Origin of the sequence: Brevundimonas sp. (assembly GCF_041911375.1) — a bacterium.
Taxonomy (GTDB): domain Bacteria; phylum Pseudomonadota; class Alphaproteobacteria; order Caulobacterales; family Caulobacteraceae; genus Brevundimonas.
In genome coordinates this window covers 1-17042 of sequence record NZ_JAYRPA010000067.1, presented here as the reverse complement: position 1 = coordinate 17042, position 17042 = coordinate 1, and the positions used below count along the sequence as shown (strand labels likewise).

Below are 17042 nucleotides of genomic sequence, written 5' to 3'. Positions count from 1 at the left end.
CCTAACGTCTCCTGGAAATTGCCATGGCCAATGGCGCTCAACACCTTACCCCGGTCAAGCGTTGCAACGAAGCCCTGTTACCGTGCGGGGACGGCCGGCCGCCCCACCTCCTCGACGGCCAGGGGCGTGACGCCCGCGGGCGGCGGCGTCACGGCCGCCGGCGCCGCCGCCTTGGGCTGCTCGAAAGCCTGCAGCCGGGCGTTGATGGCGGCCACTTCCTCATGGGTCGGCAGGCGCCGGCCGCCCAGGCTGGCGACGCCCACGACACGTTGCTGGCCATCGATCTCGACCGTGCGCATCGGCGCTCCGTTCGTGGCCTTGTCCGGGTCGGGCCCGCCCGTCGCCCCGCCGGCCAGGGCCGCGGTGATTCTCGGACGCGAGAACCGCGCTTCGTCGATGGCGGGTTCGTGGCCGTTGTAGACCGTCCGGAAGGCGGCCGTTTCGCCGTAGACGCCCTTCCAGCGATAGAAGATGTGCGCGCCGATCTGATTGACCTTGGCCACCGTCGGCGCCCACCACGGATGGACGTAATCCGCATGGTAATGCGTCGCCGTGCCCACCTGCGTCGCGACCTGCCCGCTCAGGGCCTTTTCCGCCACCTTGCGCGCCCGCTCCCAGGCCCAGGCCACCGGCGCCTGCGACAGCGATCCGTCGCAGGTGAAGCTGAACTGGCAGCCCGTCGTCCGCTCGGCGCCTTCGAACACCACCCCGCAGACGGTGTTGGCGTAGTTGGGATCACGAACACGGTTCAGGACGACCTGGGCCACGGCCGCCTGGCCGGCGTCGGGCTCCAGCGCCGCCTCGTAATAGACGGCCTGGGTCAGGCATCGCAGGGCGCGTCGGCGATCCTCGGCCCCGCCCTTGAACACGAACGGCAAAGCCGGGCGCAACGCGCCCGAGGCGACCGGCAGGGCGGCGTTCATCTGCTGGGCCTTCAGGCCCGTCTCGCCCGGCTCCAGCCGCGGCTTGCCGGCCAGCGTCAGGCTGTCCCACCCGGGCGTCAGTCCATACAGCGCCGGCTGGAGCCGCGTCGGATCATGCCGCTGCGCCTCGGCCAGCTGGGACGGCGTGAGCCGCGCCTGAAGCGCCGCCAGCCCCTTGGCCGTCAGATCGCCGCCGGTGATGCGGGCCACGGCCTCGGCCGTGCGGTCGATGTCGGGACGCGGCGAAGATCCGGCCGCCATGGCGACGCCCAGCACGGCGCCGGCCGCGGGGATCGCCGCGGCCGAGCGCTTGAACGCCGTCCAGATCGCCTTCCAGTCCCGGTTCGCCATATGGTCCTTCATGCGCCCTGCAAATTGGGGCTGCGTCGCGGCAAGGCAATGCCCGGACTTATGGGCGGTTTTCAGGCGATCCGGAAATCGGCGTTATCGACCGCCGAGGGTGGATCGCAGCATCCAGGCGAACTTTTCGTGGGCGCCCAGGCGTTGGGTCAGCAGGTCGACCGTCACGTCGTCGCCGTCGTCGTCCGCGACCTCCAGGGCGGCGCGCATCGTCGCGATCAGCGTCTCATGGTCGCGCATCAGTTCGCGCAGCATGTTCGGCGCATCCTTTTCGGGATCGCCGTCACGGATGCTGGTCAGATTGGCGAAGGTGCCGTAGCCCTGCGGCGCGAACATGCCCAGAGCGCGGATGCGCTCGGCGATGTCGTCCAGCGCTTCCCACTGATCCCGATACTGCTGCTCCAGCAGGTTGTGCAGGGCGAAGAATTCCGGCCCGCGAACGTTCCAGTGGTAGCCGTGGGTTTTCAGATAGACGGCGTAGGCGTCGGCCAGGACGCGCGTCAGCTGCTCGGCGACGTCGCCCCGGTCTTCGGCGGACAGGCCGGTGTCGATGGTGGCGGTCATGCTTGCTCCATACGTGCGAATAGGCTTACGCCGATTCATTCCGGCGCATTGACGACAGGAACGCGAGCGAGACGGAAGCGTTGCAAGACGAAGCGTCTCGGGACGGCGCTTTTGGGGGAGGCGTTGAGGCATGAGCAAGACGGCGTTTCCAAAGGCCCTGTCCGGGGCCGACGCCATGGTCTTGCGGCTGACCCTCCTGCGCCAGAAGTCGGTGGTCGGCGCTATCCTGGTGGGCATGGCCTGGGCGCTGGGCGGGCTCGCGGTGCGGGCCGCCGCCGCCAGCTTCTACGCCGAGATTTCGGGCTTCATCATCCTGCTTCCCGCCGTGATCCTGGCCGCCATTTCCGCAGGGCGGGCGGGGGGATGGAGCGCCGTCGCCTGCTGTCTGCTGGGGGGCTGGGCGGTGGTCGTCATGACCACGCCCGAGGGTCGCGCCATGCCGGCGAACCTTGGCCGGGTCGCCACGCTGAACTTCCTCATCGTCGGCCTGTTCTGCACCGAAATGGGCGCCTGGCTGAGACGAAGCCTGCAGCAGCTGGATAGGTCCCTGTCGGCGCTTCGGGTCTCCGACGCCCGCATCGACGAGACTGAGGGCCGCCTTCAGCTGGTCAGCGAACTGGCGCCGGCCATGCTGTGGATGAGCGACGCCCAGGGTCGGTGCATCCACCTGAACCGCGATCAGCAGCTGTTCTGGAACGCGCCGGAGGACCTTTCGAACTTCGTCTTCTCCGCCCAGGTCCATCCCGACGACCGCGACCGGGTGATAGCCACCACGCGCGAGGCGATGCAGGCCGGCGTGGCCTTCAGCGTCGAAGGCCGGCAGAAACGCCACGACGGCGAATGGCGCACCATCCTCACCCACGCCCGCCCTCGCCTGTCGCCGACGGGCGAGCTTCTTGGCCTGATCGGCGTCAACACGGACGTGACCGAGGTGCGCGAGGCCGAGGTGGAGCTCCGGCGAAGCCGATCCGAGCTTCAGGCGATGGTGGACCAGTCGGCCGCCGGCATCGTGCGGCTGGACCTCGACGGGCGCATCACCGCGATCAACGCCCGGTTCGCCGAGCTTCTGGGTCTGTCCAAGGAAGAGGCCATCGGGCGGTCCACCCTGGACGTGACCCATCCCGACGACGCCGCCGCGACCCTGGCGGCCCTTCGCGCCATCAACGACGGCAACCCCGCCGACCAGTTGATCAAGCGCTACATTCACCCCGACGGCCGGATCGTCTGGGCCATGGTCAGCGTGCGGGCCCTGAACGGCGAGGACGGCGCGCCCATCGGCTATATCGCCGGCGGCGTCGACATCACCGCCGCGCGCGAGGCCGAGGCCGCCCTGCGCGAGAGCGAGACCCGCTTCCGCCTGCTCGCCGACACCGCCCCCGCCCCGGTCTGGCTGACGGACGAGGATGGAGCCGTAGAGTTCGCCAACGCCGCCCTGGCCGAGTTCTACGGTGCGGGCAGCCGCGCCCTGGCCGGTCACGAATGGAAGATGACGATCCATCCTGACGACGCCGATCACGTGGCCGCCGCTCAGTCGGACTCGCGACCGGCACGTCGGCCCTACGCCTTCGAAGCCCGCTTCCGCCGACACGACGGCGAGTGGCGCTGGATGCGCGTGGCGGTGAAGCCGCGCTTCGACGAGAACGGCGTCTTTCTGGGTTACGCCGGCATGTCGTTCGACGTCACCGACAGTCGCGAAGCGCTGGAAGCCGCCGCCCGTCAGGAGCGGCGACAGGCGTTCCTGCTCTCGCTGGTCGACCGCCTGCGCGACATGTCGGACCCCGACGACATCATGCAGGAGGTGGAGCGCGCGCTCGGCGACCTGCTGGCCGTCCACCGCGTCGGCTATGGCGAAGTCGACGAGGCCGCGGGCATGGTCTCGATGACCCGCGACTGGACCGCCGGGGTCGTCAGCGCGCGCGGTCAGTTCAGCCTGCAGGAGCTGGGCGCCGCCCTGATCGAGGATCTGGGGGCGGGCCGCACGGTGCGCGTTTCGGACGTGCACGCCGATCCTCGCACCGCCGATGTGGCCGGCGCCTTCGACGCCATGCAGACCCGCGCCCTGATCCGCGCGCCGCTGATCCGCGGCGGCCGGCTGCAGGCCTTCCTCTACTGCCATGCGTCGCATCCGCGGGAATGGACCGACGCCGAGGCCGCCCTGCTGGAAGAGGTCGCCGCCCGGACCTGGGCCGAGGTCGAACGCGCCCGCGCCGAGGCCGAGACGCGCGAGAGCGAGCAACGATTCCGCGCCATCGCCGACACCGCGCCGGTGCTGATCTGGGTCACCAATCAGGATCGGTCGCGCGCCTTCGTCAACCAGGCCTATGTCGACTTCTACGGCTCCACCTACGAAGCCGCGCGGACCGCCGACTGGCGCGAGGCCCTGCATCCGGACGACCAGCAGCGCATCCTGGAGGAATCCCTGGCGGGCGAGGCCACCGGACAGCCCTTCTCCATGGAGGGCCGTTATCGCCGTCACGACGGCGAATGGCGCTGGCTCAAATCCTTCTCGCGTCCCCGCATGAGCGGGTCGGAGGTGATGGGCTTCGTCGGCGTGGCTTTCGACGTCACCGACATGCGCGACGCCCAGGCCCGGCTGGAGGAGTCCGAGGGCCGCTTCCGCACCGTCGCCGACAGCGCGCCCGCCCTGATCTGGATGAGCGACGACGCAGCCCAGATCGTCTTCACCAACCGTCGCTTCCGCACCTTCTTCGGCGTCCGCTCGCAGCGGCAGATGCGCGACAGCTGGCGCCGCCTGATCCACCCCGACGACGAGACCGTCTTCACCGGCGCCTTCATGCGGGCGTTCGAGGCGCGCGACCGGTTCGAGGCGCTCAGCCGGATCAACCACCCGACGCTGGGCCAGCGCTGGCTGCGCACCGAAGGCGTGCCGCGCTTCGACGCCGAGGGCGTCTTCCAGGGCTATGTCGGCGCCAGCCTGGACGTCACCGACGCCAAGCGCGCCGAAGAGGATCTGAAGCGCATCAACGAACTGCTGGAAGAGCGGGTCGGCGAGGCCCTGGAGGAAAAGGCCCAGGCCGAGGCGCATCTGATGCACGCCCAGCGGATGGAGGCCGTTGGCCGCCTGACCGGCGGGGTGGCGCACGACTTCAACAACCTGCTGACGGTGGTGATCGGCGCGCTGGACATCATCCTGCGCAGCGACGACCCCGCCAAGCGCAAGAAGCTGGGAGAGGCCGCCCTGGCCGCCGCGCGCCGCGGCGAGAGCCTGACCCACCAGCTCCTGGCCTTCTCGCGACGTCAGGCGCTGCGGCCCGAGCCCGTGGACCTGAACGGCCTGATCCGCGAGGGCGAACCCCTGCTGAAGCGCGCGGTCGGCGAGGCGGTCGACTTCCGCGTGCGGCTGAGACGAGGCGGGGCCCGCGCCCACGTCGATCCCGCCCAGTTCGAAGCCGCCCTGCTGAACCTGATCGTCAACGCCCGCGACGCCCTGGCCGAAGCGGCGGGCGACGCGACCGGAGACGGCGCGCGCCGGCGCGACCGCATCACTATTCAGACCCTCGTCTGCGACGTCGAGGCGGGCGAGGCGCCCGAGGTGCCGGCGGGCGAATATGTGTGCGTCACGGTTTCCGACAACGGCGCGGGCATGACGCCCGAGATTATCGATCGCGTGTTCGAACCCTTCTTCACGACCAAGGCCGTCGGCAAGGGTACGGGCCTGGGCCTCAGCCAGGTGTACGGTTTCGCCCGCCAGTCCGGCGGCGGGGTCCGCATCACCTCCACCGTGGGGCGCGGCACGGAAATCCGTCTCTATCTGCCGGCGCTCGCGCTGCAGGGCGACAGCCCCGCCCGGCCGTCGGCCACGCCCATCGACGCGCCCTTCACCGGCGGGCGGCGCGTGCTTCTGGTCGAGGACGACGCCGACGTCTCGACCGTGGCCCTCGACCTGCTGGAAGGCTTCGGCTTCGATGTGCGCCTGGCGGAGACAGGCGCCGAGGCGCTCGACGCCCTGGCGGTCGAACGTTTCGACATCATGCTGACCGATGTGGTCATGCCCGGCGGCATGAGCGGCGTCGACCTGGCCCGTCAGGCCGCGCGCGACTGGCCCGGCATGCGCATCGCCCTCACCAGCGGCTATGTCGGCGACGACGTCGACGCCATTCTGGCGGACACGCCCTGGCCTTTCCTCAGAAAGCCCTACTCCGCCGATCAACTCCGCCGCCTGGTCGAAGGCCGCGCCGCCCTGTCCGCCGAATAGGCTGGCGACCCCGAAGCCTGAGCCCGAGATCACATCGGACAAAGAAAAACGCGCCGCGAAATCGCGGCGCGTCTGTCTCTCGAAAACGTCGGAAGGCTTAGCGGCGCGCCTTGCGCGCGGCGTAGCGGGCGTCCCGCCGGGCCTTCTGCTCTTCCTTCGTCAACTGCTTGCGGGCCTTGCGGTCCGCGCGCTTCTCGGCCTCGAGGGCTTCCTGGGCCTCGCGCTCGGCCGCCAGGCGGGCGGCCTCCTTCTCGGCCTTCTCGCGACGCTGTTCGGCCTTGGCCAATTCGTGCTGCTGGCGCAGGGCTTCCTTCTCGGCCGCGCGCTTTTCGGCCAGGCGATCGAACTCGGGGTCGGGGGCGGCCGGCTTTGGCTTGAACTTGGCGAGCAGGGCCTTCTTGGCCTCCTGCTGGGCGGTCAGGCGGTCGGTGAATCCGGTCTTGATGTCTCTCATGCGAGCGAGCAGGTTTCCTTGTGAACGGCCGACTGGGCGGCCATCGGGGTCGGGCGGCGGAAAGCGCGCGGCCCAGAGCCGCCGCACAAAGCCGAAACCGGCGACAAAATCAAGGTCGGCCCGGCGAACGGCGTGGGTTTGCGCGGTTCGCCGATGGAACGTGCGCTGCTTGATGCAGATAGGTCGCGCTCGCCGTGATGCAAGGCTCGGCGAGCGCGATCGCGTATCAGTTCGGCCTTGCGCCGGCTGCGACAGCGCCGGCCGCGCCGCCGACGGCCGCGCCGACCGGCCCGGCCACCACGGCTCCGGCCACGGCGCCGGTGGCCGCCTTCTGCTCGACGGTCGTGCCGCAGGCCGCCAGCGTCAGCGCGGCGGCGGTCAGGGTCAGGGTGATGATGCGGGTCATGAATTCCTCCAATGGCTGCGCTTCAAACACCGCCGCCGCCCGAGAGTTCCCCTGCGCCAGTCCGCCAGCATTCGAATACGGCCTCGGCCGACAATCCGCCCGATTCCGCTCTTGGCTTGAGCTTATTAACCGCGCACGAATGCAGTCACGCCCAGTATTCCACGCAAACACTCCAGTATATCGCTATCAACCTCGCGACTGATCGACCACGGCTGTCACAATTGCTGGGCCTGCCGCCCACGACACCATGAAACATCGGCGGCTTAACCATCGTCTTGCGAATCGACCACATTAGGGTCACAAACAGCGCTATATAGGCCCGTCCTCGACGTCCGGGCCCGTGAGCCGAACGTCGTCTGCAGGCTGGAACGCGACCGTCAGGGTCGCCCGGCTGGCGAGACTACCCCGGGGGCGGCGTTTCCAGCCCTGCTGACTAGGACTCTACGTTGTCGCATTCCTCGCAGACGCGCGCCGTTTCGGCTGCCGAACGTGTGGCGAAGATCAAGCCCACGCACGCTGCCGCGGCCTTTGGCGGACTGGTGGGACTGGCGATCGGAGCCGCCTATCTGGGCGGCGTGGCGGCGCACGCGACGACCGTGCGCGCCCAGGCCGAACGCATCCAGAGCGCCACCGCCGCCGGCTTCACCGAAGAGGCCCTGTCCGCCGCCGCCGGCGGCCTGGACGCCAGCGCGCTTGCGATCGCCCGCCGTCACGACCCCTACACCAGCGCGGGCTCGGCCCAGCGCGACCGTCAGGCGGAACTGCTCTCCGCACGCCTGGAACAACTGAAGACCACCGGCGACGCCACGCTGCGCCGCGCCAGCCTGACCAGCCCGACGCCGGCGCAGCCGTTCCGGATGGATCACGCCCTGGACGCCAGCCGCGACCTCGATTGCCTTACCCAGGCTGTCTATTACGAAGCCCGCGGCGAAGGCCGCGACGGCATGAGCGCCGTGGCCCAGGTCGTCCTGAACCGGGTGCGCCACCCCGCCTTCCCCAAGAGCGTCTGCGGCGTCGTCTATCAGGGCGCCGCCCGTCGCACCGGCTGCCAGTTCTCCTTCACCTGCTCGGGCGTGATGCGCGGGCGCGTCAACCAGGCCGCCTGGAACCGGGCGCGCACTATCGCGTCCCGCGCCCTGTCCGGCGGCGTCTACTCCGCCGTCGGCAACGCCACCCACTTCCACACGACCGGCGTTGCGCCGGCGTGGCGCAATTCCCTGGTGCGGGTCAACCAGGTCGGCAGCCACCTGTTCTATCGTTTCGGCGGCCGGTCCGGCTCCAGCAACGCCTTCACCTACGCCGCGCGCCCGTCCAGCGCCTCCGACCAGCCGCGCCTGATCCAGGCCGGCATCAATCCGGTCGAGGTCGCCCGCCAGGCCGGAGAGGCCGTGGCCTACTCCCTGGTCCTGGCCCAGGAAGGCCGCTCGCTGCCGGAAGCCGTTCCGGCCCCGACCCAGCCGGCCCGGCCCGCCGCTCAGGCGCAAACCCCGGCCCAAACCCACGCTCAGGCCAACAGCGCCGCGCAGCGCTCGACGTCGGCCCCGTCTCAGCGGACGTCCCGCGCCGCCGACGCCCCGGCCAAGGCCGAGACGACCGAGGTCGCCAACGCCGCCTGACGCTCAGGCGTCAGCGATCCCCAGACTTGTGCTGGGTGGTCATGTTCTGCTGCAGATTGCCGAACCGCCCCTGCTGGGACAGGTTGGCGTCTGCGTCGCCGGGTTGACCGGACTGCAGGCCCGTCTTGGCGTCGCGCCGATCGACCACGGCGCCGTCAAGTTCGGCGGACCCGCCGAAGCTGCGCTGTTCCTTGGGAATTTTCGGCGTCTTGCTCATGGGTTGCTCCTCGCACGATCAGCAACCAAAACGTCGGGCCTTTCGGCCTGTTCCGTACGGCTCCGCTGTCAGAGCGCGTCCAGGCCGATGTCCAGCACGGGCGCCGAATGGGTCAGCGCCCCGACCGAAATGACGTCCACGCCCGTCTCGGCGATCGCCCGCACCGTGGTCAGGTCGACGCCGCCTGACGCTTCCAGCACCAGCGCGCCGTCCACCCGGCGCACCGCCTCGCGCAGGTCGGCCAGGCTGAAGTTGTCCAGCATCACCACATCCGGGCCCGCGCCTTCCGGCAGCAGGGCCAGCACCTGGTCCAGCTGGTCCAGGCCGTCCACCTCGACCTCCACCTTCATCAGGTGGGGCGCGAAGGCGCGGGCGCGGCGCACCGCCTGGCCCACCCCGCCGCAGACGGCGACGTGGTTGTCCTTGATCAGTATGGCGTCGTCCAGGCCGAAGCGATGGTTGATCCCGCCCCCGCACGCCACCGCATGCTTCTCCAGCGCGCGCAGTCCGGGCGTGGTCTTGCGCGTGTCGGCGATGCGCGCGCGCGTCCCCGCGACTGCGTCGACATAGGTCCGCGTCAGCGTCGCTACGCCGCTCAGCCGACCCAGCAGGTTCAGCGCCGTCCGCTCGGCCGACAAAAAGCCGCGCGCCTGGGCGTCCACCACCGCCAGCACCGCGCCGGACTCGAACGCCTCTCCGTCGTGCAGACGCAGATCGATGCGTGCGTCCGGATCCATGGCCCGCACCGCCAGGCGCACGGCGTCGACGCCGGCCAGGACGCCGGGCTTGCGCGCCACAAAGGCCGCCTTCATCCGCGCCGCGGCGGGAATGCAGGCCGCGGCCGTCACGTCGCCCGCGCGCCCAAGGTCCTCGGCCAGCGCCATGCGGACCACGGGCTCGATCAGCACATCGGGAAGGGTTCGGTTCATTCCGCCGCCAGGATCTCGGGTTGGCGCAGCCGCATGCGCGTATGCCGCGCCTCGGCCGCCGTCTCGGGGTGATCGGCCCGGTAGTGTCCGCCCCGGCTCTCGCGCCGATCCAGCGCGCCCCGGACGATCAGGCGTGCGGCCTGCAGCGCCGCAGCGGGGCCGTTCGCCGCCTCCAGCCGGTCGATCAGCGCCAGCAGGGCCGCCAGCCCCTCGGCGTCTCGGATCACGCCCGCCTTTTCGGTCATCGCCGCGCGCAGTTCCGCCAGCGCGGCCTCGGGCAGGTCGGGCGCCGTCTCCGCCCGGCGCGCCCGCCCGCCGCCGGTCTCCTTCGCCGCGGCCTGACCCGCCCTTCGTCCGAAGGCCGCCGCCTCCAGCAGCGAATTGGACGCCAGCCGGTTGGCGCCGTGCACCCCCGTGGCCGCACATTCGCCGACCGCATACAGGCCCGGCAGCGTCGTGCGCCCGTCGGCGTCGGCGGCGATCCCGCCCATGTGATAGTGGCACGCCGCCATCACCGGGATCGGGCTGACGCGCGGATCCAGACCGCTTCTCATGCAGGCGGCGAAGACGGCGGGAAACTCGTGCGGAAAGGCCTCGCCGATCGCGGCGCGCGCATCCAGGAAGGCGCCCCGTCCCTCCATCCGCGCCGCATGCACCGCCCGCGCCACCACGTCGCGGGGCTTCAGATCGGCGTCCTCGGTCTCGCCCAGCAGGAAACGGCCTTGGCCGTCCACCAGACGCGCGCCCTCGCCCCGCAACGCCTCGGTCGCCAGAGGCGCGGGATCCAGGCCGACGTCGATGGCCGTGGGATGGAACTGCACGAACTCCGGATCCAGGATCTCGGCGCCCGCCATCGCGGCCAGGGCCATCCCCTCCCCCTTCAGGGTCGCGGGCGTGGTGGTCGCGGCGTACAGCCCGCCCGCGCCGCCGGTGGCCAGGATCACACAGGTCGCCGTCGTCTCGATCATCCGCCCGTCGCCGCGCGCGATGGTCGCCCCGACCACGCGACCGCTGTCGTCCTGCAACAGGCCTTTCAGCCGGGCGTCATCCCAGACCTGGATGGTCTTTTCGGCGCGCACCGCCGTGACCACCGCTGACAGGATGGCGCGCCCTGCCCCGTCCCCGCCGACGCGGGCGACGCGCGGCACGCTGTGGGCCGCCTCCAGGCTGACGGCGAAGCCCCCGTCCGCCGCCCGATCGAACGGCGCGCCCAGACCCGCCAACCACTCGACGGTCTCGCGGCCGTGGTCGGTCAGCGCCCGCGCGGCCTGCGCCTCCACCAGCCCCGCGCCGGCGGCCAGGGTGTCGCGCGCGTGCAGGTCGGGCGAATCCGCCGCTGTCAGGGCCGCCGCCATCCCGCCCTGCGCCCAGGCCGACGAACAGGCGTTCAGCAGCGGCTCGGGCGTGACGACCAGCACCTTCGCCCCTGCGCGGGCGGCCTCCAGCGCGGCCGAAAGCCCCGCCAGCCCGCCGCCGACCACCAGCGGCCCGTCATGCCTCAGCCGGTTCACAGTCTCACGCCCAGATAGGCCAGCCCCAGCCGCATGGCTTCGACCGGCGCCCCTTCCGCGACCGGCAGCATGGCGCCCACCGCCGCCGCCGCGCACAGGGCGGCCGTCAGCAGATAGAAACCCAGGCTCCGCCCCGCCTCGGCCCAGCTCAGCGTGCCCCAGGCCGGACGCCAGACGCCGCGCCTCAGGTGCGAGATCACCGCCAGCCCCAGGAACACCGCCAGGATGAACCGGCCGGTGGAGATCCCCCACCAGACCACCGCCGCGCCGATGACCAGCAGGACGATATGCTCCAGCCGGGGGTGGACCCGCGTCAGCACCGGGCCCAGCGCCTTGGATCCGTCCAGCGGCGGCGCCGGCACCAGGTTCACCAGGTTCAGCATGGCGATGAAGAAGGCCCCCGCCAGCCATTCGCCATGGCCCATCACCGCCCAGGCGGCGACGAACGGGATCATGGCCAGCAGGCCGAACGCCGGCCCGGCCAGCGAGACCAGCACCCCGTCCCATTCGCTCTTGGGCTCGCGCCGGCCCTTGGCCAGCCCGCCCAGGAACGGAATGATGTAGATGCGGGCCGGACCCATGCCGACGCGGTTCATCACCAGGGCGTGGCCCGCCTCGTGCACGAACAGGCCGAACAGGATGGCGCCGGCCACGATCACGCTGCCGGTGATCCACCACAGGAAACCCGCCATCAGCAGCGTCGAGGCCGCGGCCCAGACGATGCTCTGCTCCTTCTCGACAGGCGCCTGGGCCGGCGCCGGCGTCGCAGGGGCCGCGTTCGGCGCGGCGCCGGGCTTGGGATCCCAGGGACCGGGGGCGCGGCCGGATTTGCTCAGGGTGCTGTCGGTGTCGCTCATGGCGTTCCAGATGGGCGTGGCGCCCGGCCTCCGCGAGGAGACCGAACGCCGCGCCTCAGATCAGTTCCACGGCGACGTGATGCCGGGCCTTGATCAGGTCATAGCGCGCCGGAACCGTCGGCGGCGGCAGGTCGATCATCCGCTGCACCGCCAGTCGCCCACGCTCCAGCATGTCCTCGGGCACCGTGACCTCGAACTGCATCTTGGCCAGGCAGTCGCGGATGTTCTCCAGCGTGATCCGCTTCATGTGCGGGCACAGGTTGCATGGCCCGATGAACTGCACGCCCGGCACGTCGCCGGCGACGTTGGACGCCATCGAGCATTCGGTGATCATCACCACCTGTCTGGGCTTCTTCGCCTCGACGAAGTCGATCATCGCCGCCGTCGATCCGGCGAAGTCCGCCGCCGCCAGAACGTCCTCGGGGCACTCGGGGTGGGCCAGGATTTCCGCGCCCGGATAGGCGGCGCGCATCTCGGCGATGTCGTCGGCGGTGAAGCGCTCGTGCACCTCGCACCGGCCTTTCCAGGCGATGATCCCGACCGTCGTCTGGGCCGCGACGTTGCGCGCCAGATATTCGTCGGGGATCAGGATGACGCGGTCGACGCCCCATTCCTTCGCCGCCCATTCCACCACCTGAACGGCGTTGGCGGAGGTGCAGCAGATGTCGGTCTCGGCCTTCACATCGGCCGTGGTGTTCACATAGGTCACGACCGGCAGGCCCGGATAGCGCTGCTTGATCAGCCGCACGTCGGCCCCGGTGATCGACGACGCCAGCGAACATCCCGCCCGCAGATCGGGGATCAGCACGGTCTTTTCCGGGCTCAGGATCTTCGAGGTCTCGGCCATGAAGTGGACGCCCGCCTGGACGATCACCTTGGCGTCCGACCGCGCGGCCTCCTTGGCCAGGCCCAGGCTGTCGCCGACATAGTCGCCGACCCCGTGGAAGATTTCGGGCGTCATGTAGTTGTGGGCCAGGATCACGGCGTCGCGCTCGCGCTTCAGCTGGTTGATCTCGCTGATCAGCCGCGCCTGCTCGGGCCACTCCAGCGGCGTGACGTGGTCTCTGACCTTCGCCCACACCCCGGCGGTTTCCCGCTCCAGTTCCTTCGTCAGACCAAAGGCGCCGTCGGCCATGACCCGTTCTCCTACCCTTATGCTCAAAGTTAGCATAAGCCGAACCAATGTAGGCCGATCACGGAGCGACGCAAGGCCTTCGTTCAGTCATCCAGGCCGAACAGCGCCTCGACGGTCGTGTCCAGCGCCCGCGCCAAGCTCAGCGCCACGACGACCGACGGCGTGAACACGCCATTCTCCACCGTATTGATGGTCTTGCGCGACAACCGGGTGCGGTCGGCCAGCTCCGCCTGGGTCAGGCCGGCCGCCGTCCGCGCCGCCTTCAGCCGCACCGACAGGCGGGCGTCACCCACGCTCGGCCTCGCGGTCCAGCAGATAGTAGCGCAGCACCGCCGCCGTCGCCGCGAGGTACAGAAGGCCGGGCAGCGCCGCCACGGCTGCCGCGGGTCGCCAAAGACCCAGGATGAACACTCCGATCATCCCGACCGTGGCGACGGCCAGGGCGGTGGCCAGCGCCTTGTGCCGAAACGACAGCGTCAGCTCGTCTTCCAGCAAGCGCTTCATCCGCTTGTCGCGGGGATTATCGAGGCCGGCGACCATCAGCAGCATGACACCCGCAATCATGGGGCCAAGCCCCACCATGACATAGTCCATGCCGGCCGGCGCGCCTGAGGCGATGCCCCACCCGGCCTTGACGGACATGAAGGTCACATAGGCGCCGGTGATCGGCATGAAGGCCATGGCGTGGGCGCGCTGCCGCTGCACCTTGTCGCGATAGGCCACGCCGGCCTCCAGCTTGAAGGTGTCGGTGTTGGGCATGAAGCGCCGCGCCAGAAAGGCGCTGCCGATCAGGGCCGCGAGGCCTGCCGCCATGGTCAGGCCGCCGATTAGCTGGCCCTTCCCCGGGTCCGACGGCCATTCCTGCATCACCACCAGGCCGATCAGCAGCGCGGCCAGCCCCCCTCCGCCCACGCCCGCGCAGGTCGCCAGTCGCCGCGTCCGAATGCGCTCCCTGGCCTGGACCGCCTTGCGTTCGCGATCATCCATAGTCGCCCCCGAAAGTCACCCATGGGTGACGTATCACCTAAAGGTTACATCATCAAGTGCAAGATCGCTCGCCGAATCCAAACTGCCGCCATCCCAATTTCGGAGAAAAAGGACGGAACAATCAGCGATCTAAACCTCCAGGACAGCGACTTTCCGCCTGCCTTCCAAACCGTGCGATAGTTGGCCTCGCGACCCCCTGGGGGATCAGGCGAAGGATTTCACACTATTCAGACTCTCTTTTTTCCGCCGGAGTGTGAAATCCGATCCAAAAGACGAGCCTGCAACAACCTTTCCCGAAGGCGCCACATCGCCTAGACGAACCGCGTATTCCTTCCGATCGACGGCCCCCAGACGACATTTTCATGCAAGACACCATCCGCCGCATCCTCACCGCCCGCGTCTATGACGTGGCGGAGGAGACGCCCCTCGATCCGCTGAACCGCCTGTCCGCCCGCCTGGCGCGGCCGGTGCTGCTGAAGCGCGAGGATTTGCAGCCGGTGTTCTCGTTCAAGATCCGGGGCGCCTACAACAAGATCGCGAATCTGACCGAGGCGGAACTGGCTAAGGGCGTGATCTGCGCCTCGGCCGGCAATCACGCGCAAGGGGTGGCGCTGGCGGCGGCCCGGCGGGGCGCGGCGGCGACCATCGTGATGCCGACCACCACGCCGGGCATCAAGGTGGCGGCCGTGCGGGCGCTGGGCGGCCAGGTCGTGCTGCACGGCGACGGCTTCGACGACGCCTACGCCCATGCGCGCGAGCTGGAGCGTGAGGCGGGCGCGACCTTCATCCATCCCTTCGACGACCCCGACGTCATCGCCGGCCAGGGCACCGTCGGCCTGGAGATCGCCCGCCAGCACGCCGATCCGATCGAGGCCGTCTTCCTGCCCATCGGCGGCGGCGGCCTGGCGGCGGGCGTGGCGGCCATTCTTCGCTTCCTGCGACCGGAGACCAAGATCATCGGCGTGGAGCCGGTCGACGCCCCCACGATGAAGACCGCCATCGCCGCCGGAGAGGTCGTCAGCCTGAACGAGGTCGGCCTGTTCGCCGACGGCGTCGCCGTGCGCCGCGCCGGCGACCACACCTTTCGCCTCTGCCAGGAACTGCTGGACGACATCGTGCTGGTGGACACCGACGCCATCTGCGCCGCCATCAAGGACATCTTCGACGACAGCCGGGCGGTGGCGGAACCCGCCGGCGCCGTGGCCCTGGCGGGGCTCAAGGCCTGGGCCGCCGAAAACCCCGGCGCCGGCTCGCTGGTGGCGATCAACTCCGGCGCCAACCTCAACTTCGACCGGCTGCGGCACGTGGCCGAGCGCGCGGAGCTGGGCGAAGGCGCCGAAGCCCTGCTGGCGGTCACCATGAAGGACGACCGCGACGACTACCGCCGCTTCCTGGACAGCCTAGACGGGCGGTCGGTGACCGAGTTCAACTATCGCTGGTCCGGCGACGGCGTGGCCCAGATCTTCGTCGGCGTGTCGCTGCGCCCGGCCCCCCACGACGCCCGCGACGCGATCGGGCGACAAAGGGCCGAGTTGTTGGAGTCCCTGCGCGCCGGCGGCTACGCCGTGGAGGACATGAGCGACAACGAGACGGCCAAGCTGCACGTCCGCTACATGGTCGGCGGCCGCACGGTCGGCCTGCCGCACGAACGCATCCTGCGCTTCCAGTTCCCCGAGCGGCCGGGCGCCTTCCTGCGCTTCCTCAACAGTCTGCAGCCCGAATGGGCCCTGACCCTGTTCCACTATCGCAACCACGGCGACGACGTCGGCCGGGTGCTGGCGGGCATCAGCGCCCCGCCCGAGGACCAGTTGCGTTTGGACGCCGTCCTGGCCGCCCTGGGCTATCCCTATGTGGACGAAACGGACAATCCCGCCTGCCGGCTGTTCCTCGACGGGGCCTGAGCGCGGTCGTTGGCGGGGGCGGCCCCGGCGCGCGGCGCGGCCCTGCCGTGGCCCGCCCGCATCAGGGCCAGCAGACCTGCCGATCCGGTCATCACGATCATGCCCGCCTCCCTGCTATTGCGAACCGTTTGCAGGTTTGCGCGGATCGCCCCGCCGTGCAAGCGTCAGATGTCGGTGGCGATCGACAGGAGCATCAACCGTGCGTGAAGACGGAAAACTCGACTACCTCGAACTCCCCGCCGTCGACCTGGGGGCGACCAAGGACTTCTATTCCCGGGCCTTCGGCTGGACCTTCGTGGACTATGGCCCGACCTATGCGGCCTTCGACCAGGGGCTGGACGGGGGCTTCGACGCCGACGCCACCGAGCAGACGCGCACGCCCCTGCCCGTCCTCTACGCCCACGACCTGGAAGCCATGGCCGACAAGGTGACGGCGGCGGGCGGAACGATCGTGCGGCCGATCTACGCCTTCCCGGGCGGGCGCCGGTTCCACTTCACCGACCCGGCCGGAACCGAACTGGCGGTCTGGTCCGAAGGCTGAGCCTCAGCGCGGCTCGACCGACTGGGCGATCTGCTCGGCCTGCGCGCTGTCCGGCCCTTCCAGGTAGGACAGCCAGACGTGGGTCTCGCGCGACTCCAGGTCCTTGGCGAACAGGTGTTCGACCGCCCGGCGCCGCCCGTCCTCCTCGATGACCACCGAGGCCCGGCCGCCGGCGTCGATCAGCTGCCCGTCATAGATCGGGAACTGCGAGGCGGGCCCCTGGTAGATCATGACGAAGCTGCGCCCGTCGCGCTTCACCGCATAGACCTTGGCCTGCGGCCCGGCCTCGGAAGGCTCGATCGTGAAGCCCTCGGGCAGGTCGATCCGGAACGGCAGGGCCGCCAGCGGGTCGGCGGGCGCCGCCGGTGTCGACGCGGACGGGGCCGACGGGGACTGGGTGGACGGGGACGGGGCCGCGGCGGCGG

The 17042-nt window shown here is 70.2% G+C and carries 16 protein-coding genes; 4 read left to right on the top strand and 12 right to left on the bottom strand.

From position 1 onward, the window contains the following. Positions 1-77 precede the first annotated feature (77 nt). Entirely contained in the window at positions 78-1286 is a 1209-nt protein-coding gene (locus tag ACE3PU_RS11785) for a cell wall hydrolase (RefSeq protein WP_374389973.1), read from the bottom strand. Between the two features lie 81 nt (positions 1287-1367). Beyond that, complete coding sequence (locus ACE3PU_RS11780) at positions 1368-1847, bottom strand: Dps family protein (RefSeq protein WP_374389971.1); 480 nt, start codon at positions 1845-1847, stop codon at positions 1368-1370. 130 nt (positions 1848-1977) lie between these two features. On the opposite strand from ACE3PU_RS11780, the gene ACE3PU_RS11775 reads away from it, so the two are divergent. Then, the gene (locus ACE3PU_RS11775) at positions 1978-6063 is read left to right on the top strand and encodes a PAS domain S-box protein (protein WP_374389969.1); all 4086 of its coding nucleotides are present in this window, start codon (positions 1978-1980) and stop codon (positions 6061-6063) included. A gap of 97 nt (positions 6064-6160) precedes the next feature. Here ACE3PU_RS11775 and ACE3PU_RS11770 read toward each other — a convergent pair whose 3' ends face one another. Beyond that, entirely contained in the window at positions 6161-6517 is a 357-nt protein-coding gene (locus ACE3PU_RS11770; RefSeq protein ID WP_374389967.1) for a DUF6481 family protein, read from the bottom strand. Positions 6518-6743: 226 nt separating this feature from the next. Beyond that, positions 6744-6923, bottom strand: a complete 180-nt coding sequence (locus tag ACE3PU_RS11765; protein WP_374389965.1) for a hypothetical protein — start codon at positions 6921-6923, stop codon at positions 6744-6746. A gap of 491 nt (positions 6924-7414) precedes the next feature. Here ACE3PU_RS11765 and ACE3PU_RS11760 point away from each other — a divergent pair, with 491 nt between their 5' ends. Further along, positions 7415-8539 (top strand): cell wall hydrolase, encoded by a 1125-nt coding sequence (locus ACE3PU_RS11760; protein ID WP_374389963.1) that lies wholly within the window; start codon positions 7415-7417, stop codon positions 8537-8539. A gap of 10 nt (positions 8540-8549) precedes the next feature. On the opposite strand, the gene ACE3PU_RS11755 is transcribed toward ACE3PU_RS11760, so the two are convergent. The 7 genes from ACE3PU_RS11755 to ACE3PU_RS11725 form a co-directional block, all read right to left on the bottom strand. Next, positions 8550-8756, bottom strand: coding sequence for a hypothetical protein (locus tag ACE3PU_RS11755; RefSeq protein WP_374389961.1), 207 nt, complete (start codon positions 8754-8756; stop codon positions 8550-8552). 68 nt (positions 8757-8824) lie between these two features. Next, positions 8825-9685, bottom strand: a complete 861-nt coding sequence (gene nadC, locus ACE3PU_RS11750) for a carboxylating nicotinate-nucleotide diphosphorylase (RefSeq protein WP_374389959.1) — start codon at positions 9683-9685, stop codon at positions 8825-8827. Continuing rightward, positions 9682-11196: an L-aspartate oxidase gene (locus ACE3PU_RS11745; protein ID WP_374389957.1), complete on the bottom strand. Its 1515-nt coding sequence runs from the start codon at positions 11194-11196 to the stop codon at positions 9682-9684. The genes nadC and ACE3PU_RS11745 overlap by 4 nt, the downstream gene beginning before the upstream one ends. Further along, positions 11193-12053: a metalloprotease gene (locus tag ACE3PU_RS11740; protein WP_374389955.1), complete on the bottom strand. Its 861-nt coding sequence runs from the start codon at positions 12051-12053 to the stop codon at positions 11193-11195. Before ACE3PU_RS11740 ends, ACE3PU_RS11745 begins: the two co-directional genes overlap by 4 nt. A 55-nt stretch (positions 12054-12108) precedes the next feature. After that, on the bottom strand, positions 12109-13224 hold the full coding sequence (gene nadA / locus ACE3PU_RS11735) for a quinolinate synthase NadA (protein WP_374389953.1): 1116 nt from the start codon (positions 13222-13224) through the stop codon (positions 12109-12111). A 47-nt stretch (positions 13225-13271) separates the two neighbouring features. Beyond that, positions 13272-13481 (bottom strand): helix-turn-helix transcriptional regulator, encoded by a 210-nt coding sequence (locus ACE3PU_RS11730; RefSeq protein ID WP_374389951.1) that lies wholly within the window; start codon positions 13479-13481, stop codon positions 13272-13274. Then, positions 13474-14175, bottom strand: a complete 702-nt coding sequence (locus tag ACE3PU_RS11725; RefSeq protein ID WP_374389949.1) for a hypothetical protein — start codon at positions 14173-14175, stop codon at positions 13474-13476. The genes ACE3PU_RS11730 and ACE3PU_RS11725 overlap by 8 nt, the downstream gene beginning before the upstream one ends. A 362-nt stretch (positions 14176-14537) precedes the next feature. Here ACE3PU_RS11725 and ilvA point away from each other — a divergent pair, with 362 nt between their 5' ends. Both ilvA and ACE3PU_RS11715 read left to right on the top strand, forming a co-directional pair. Further along, positions 14538-16076, top strand: coding sequence for a threonine ammonia-lyase, biosynthetic (gene ilvA / locus ACE3PU_RS11720; RefSeq protein ID WP_374389947.1), 1539 nt, complete (start codon positions 14538-14540; stop codon positions 16074-16076). 199 nt (positions 16077-16275) lie between these two features. Next, positions 16276-16617 carry a VOC family protein gene (locus ACE3PU_RS11715; protein ID WP_374389945.1) on the top strand — a complete coding sequence of 114 codons (342 nt, stop codon included), beginning with the start codon at positions 16276-16278 and terminating at the stop codon, positions 16615-16617. 3 nt (positions 16618-16620) lie between these two features. Here the strand turns inward: ACE3PU_RS11715 and ACE3PU_RS11710 are convergent. After that, the coding region (locus tag ACE3PU_RS11710) for a hypothetical protein (protein WP_374389943.1) at positions 16621-17042 on the bottom strand (422 nt) is incomplete at its 5' end.

Bases quoted from the DNA above. Each gene is read 5' to 3' on its own strand.
- ACE3PU_RS11785 (WP_374389973.1), bottom strand. From the start codon at position 1,286: ATGAAGGACCATATGGCGAACCGGGACTGGAAGGCGATCTGGACGGCG.
- nadC (WP_374389959.1), bottom strand. From the start codon at position 9,685: ATGAACCGAACCCTTCCCGATGTGCTGATCGAGCCCGTGGTCCGCATG.
- ACE3PU_RS11765 (WP_374389965.1), bottom strand. From the start codon at position 6,923: ATGACCCGCATCATCACCCTGACCCTGACCGCCGCCGCGCTGACGCTG.
- ACE3PU_RS11780 (WP_374389971.1), bottom strand. From the start codon at position 1,847: ATGACCGCCACCATCGACACCGGCCTGTCCGCCGAAGACCGGGGCGAC.
- ACE3PU_RS11755 (WP_374389961.1), bottom strand. From the start codon at position 8,756: ATGAGCAAGACGCCGAAAATTCCCAAGGAACAGCGCAGCTTCGGCGGG.
- ACE3PU_RS11740 (WP_374389955.1), bottom strand. From the start codon at position 12,053: ATGAGCGACACCGACAGCACCCTGAGCAAATCCGGCCGCGCCCCCGGT.
- ilvA (WP_374389947.1), top strand. From the start codon at position 14,538: ATGCAAGACACCATCCGCCGCATCCTCACCGCCCGCGTCTATGACGTG.
- nadA (WP_374389953.1), bottom strand. From the start codon at position 13,224: ATGCTAACTTTGAGCATAAGGGTAGGAGAACGGGTCATGGCCGACGGC.
- ACE3PU_RS11770 (WP_374389967.1), bottom strand. From the start codon at position 6,517: ATGAGAGACATCAAGACCGGATTCACCGACCGCCTGACCGCCCAGCAG.
- ACE3PU_RS11725 (WP_374389949.1), bottom strand. From the start codon at position 14,175: ATGGATGATCGCGAACGCAAGGCGGTCCAGGCCAGGGAGCGCATTCGG.
- ACE3PU_RS11775 (WP_374389969.1), top strand. From the start codon at position 1,978: ATGAGCAAGACGGCGTTTCCAAAGGCCCTGTCCGGGGCCGACGCCATG.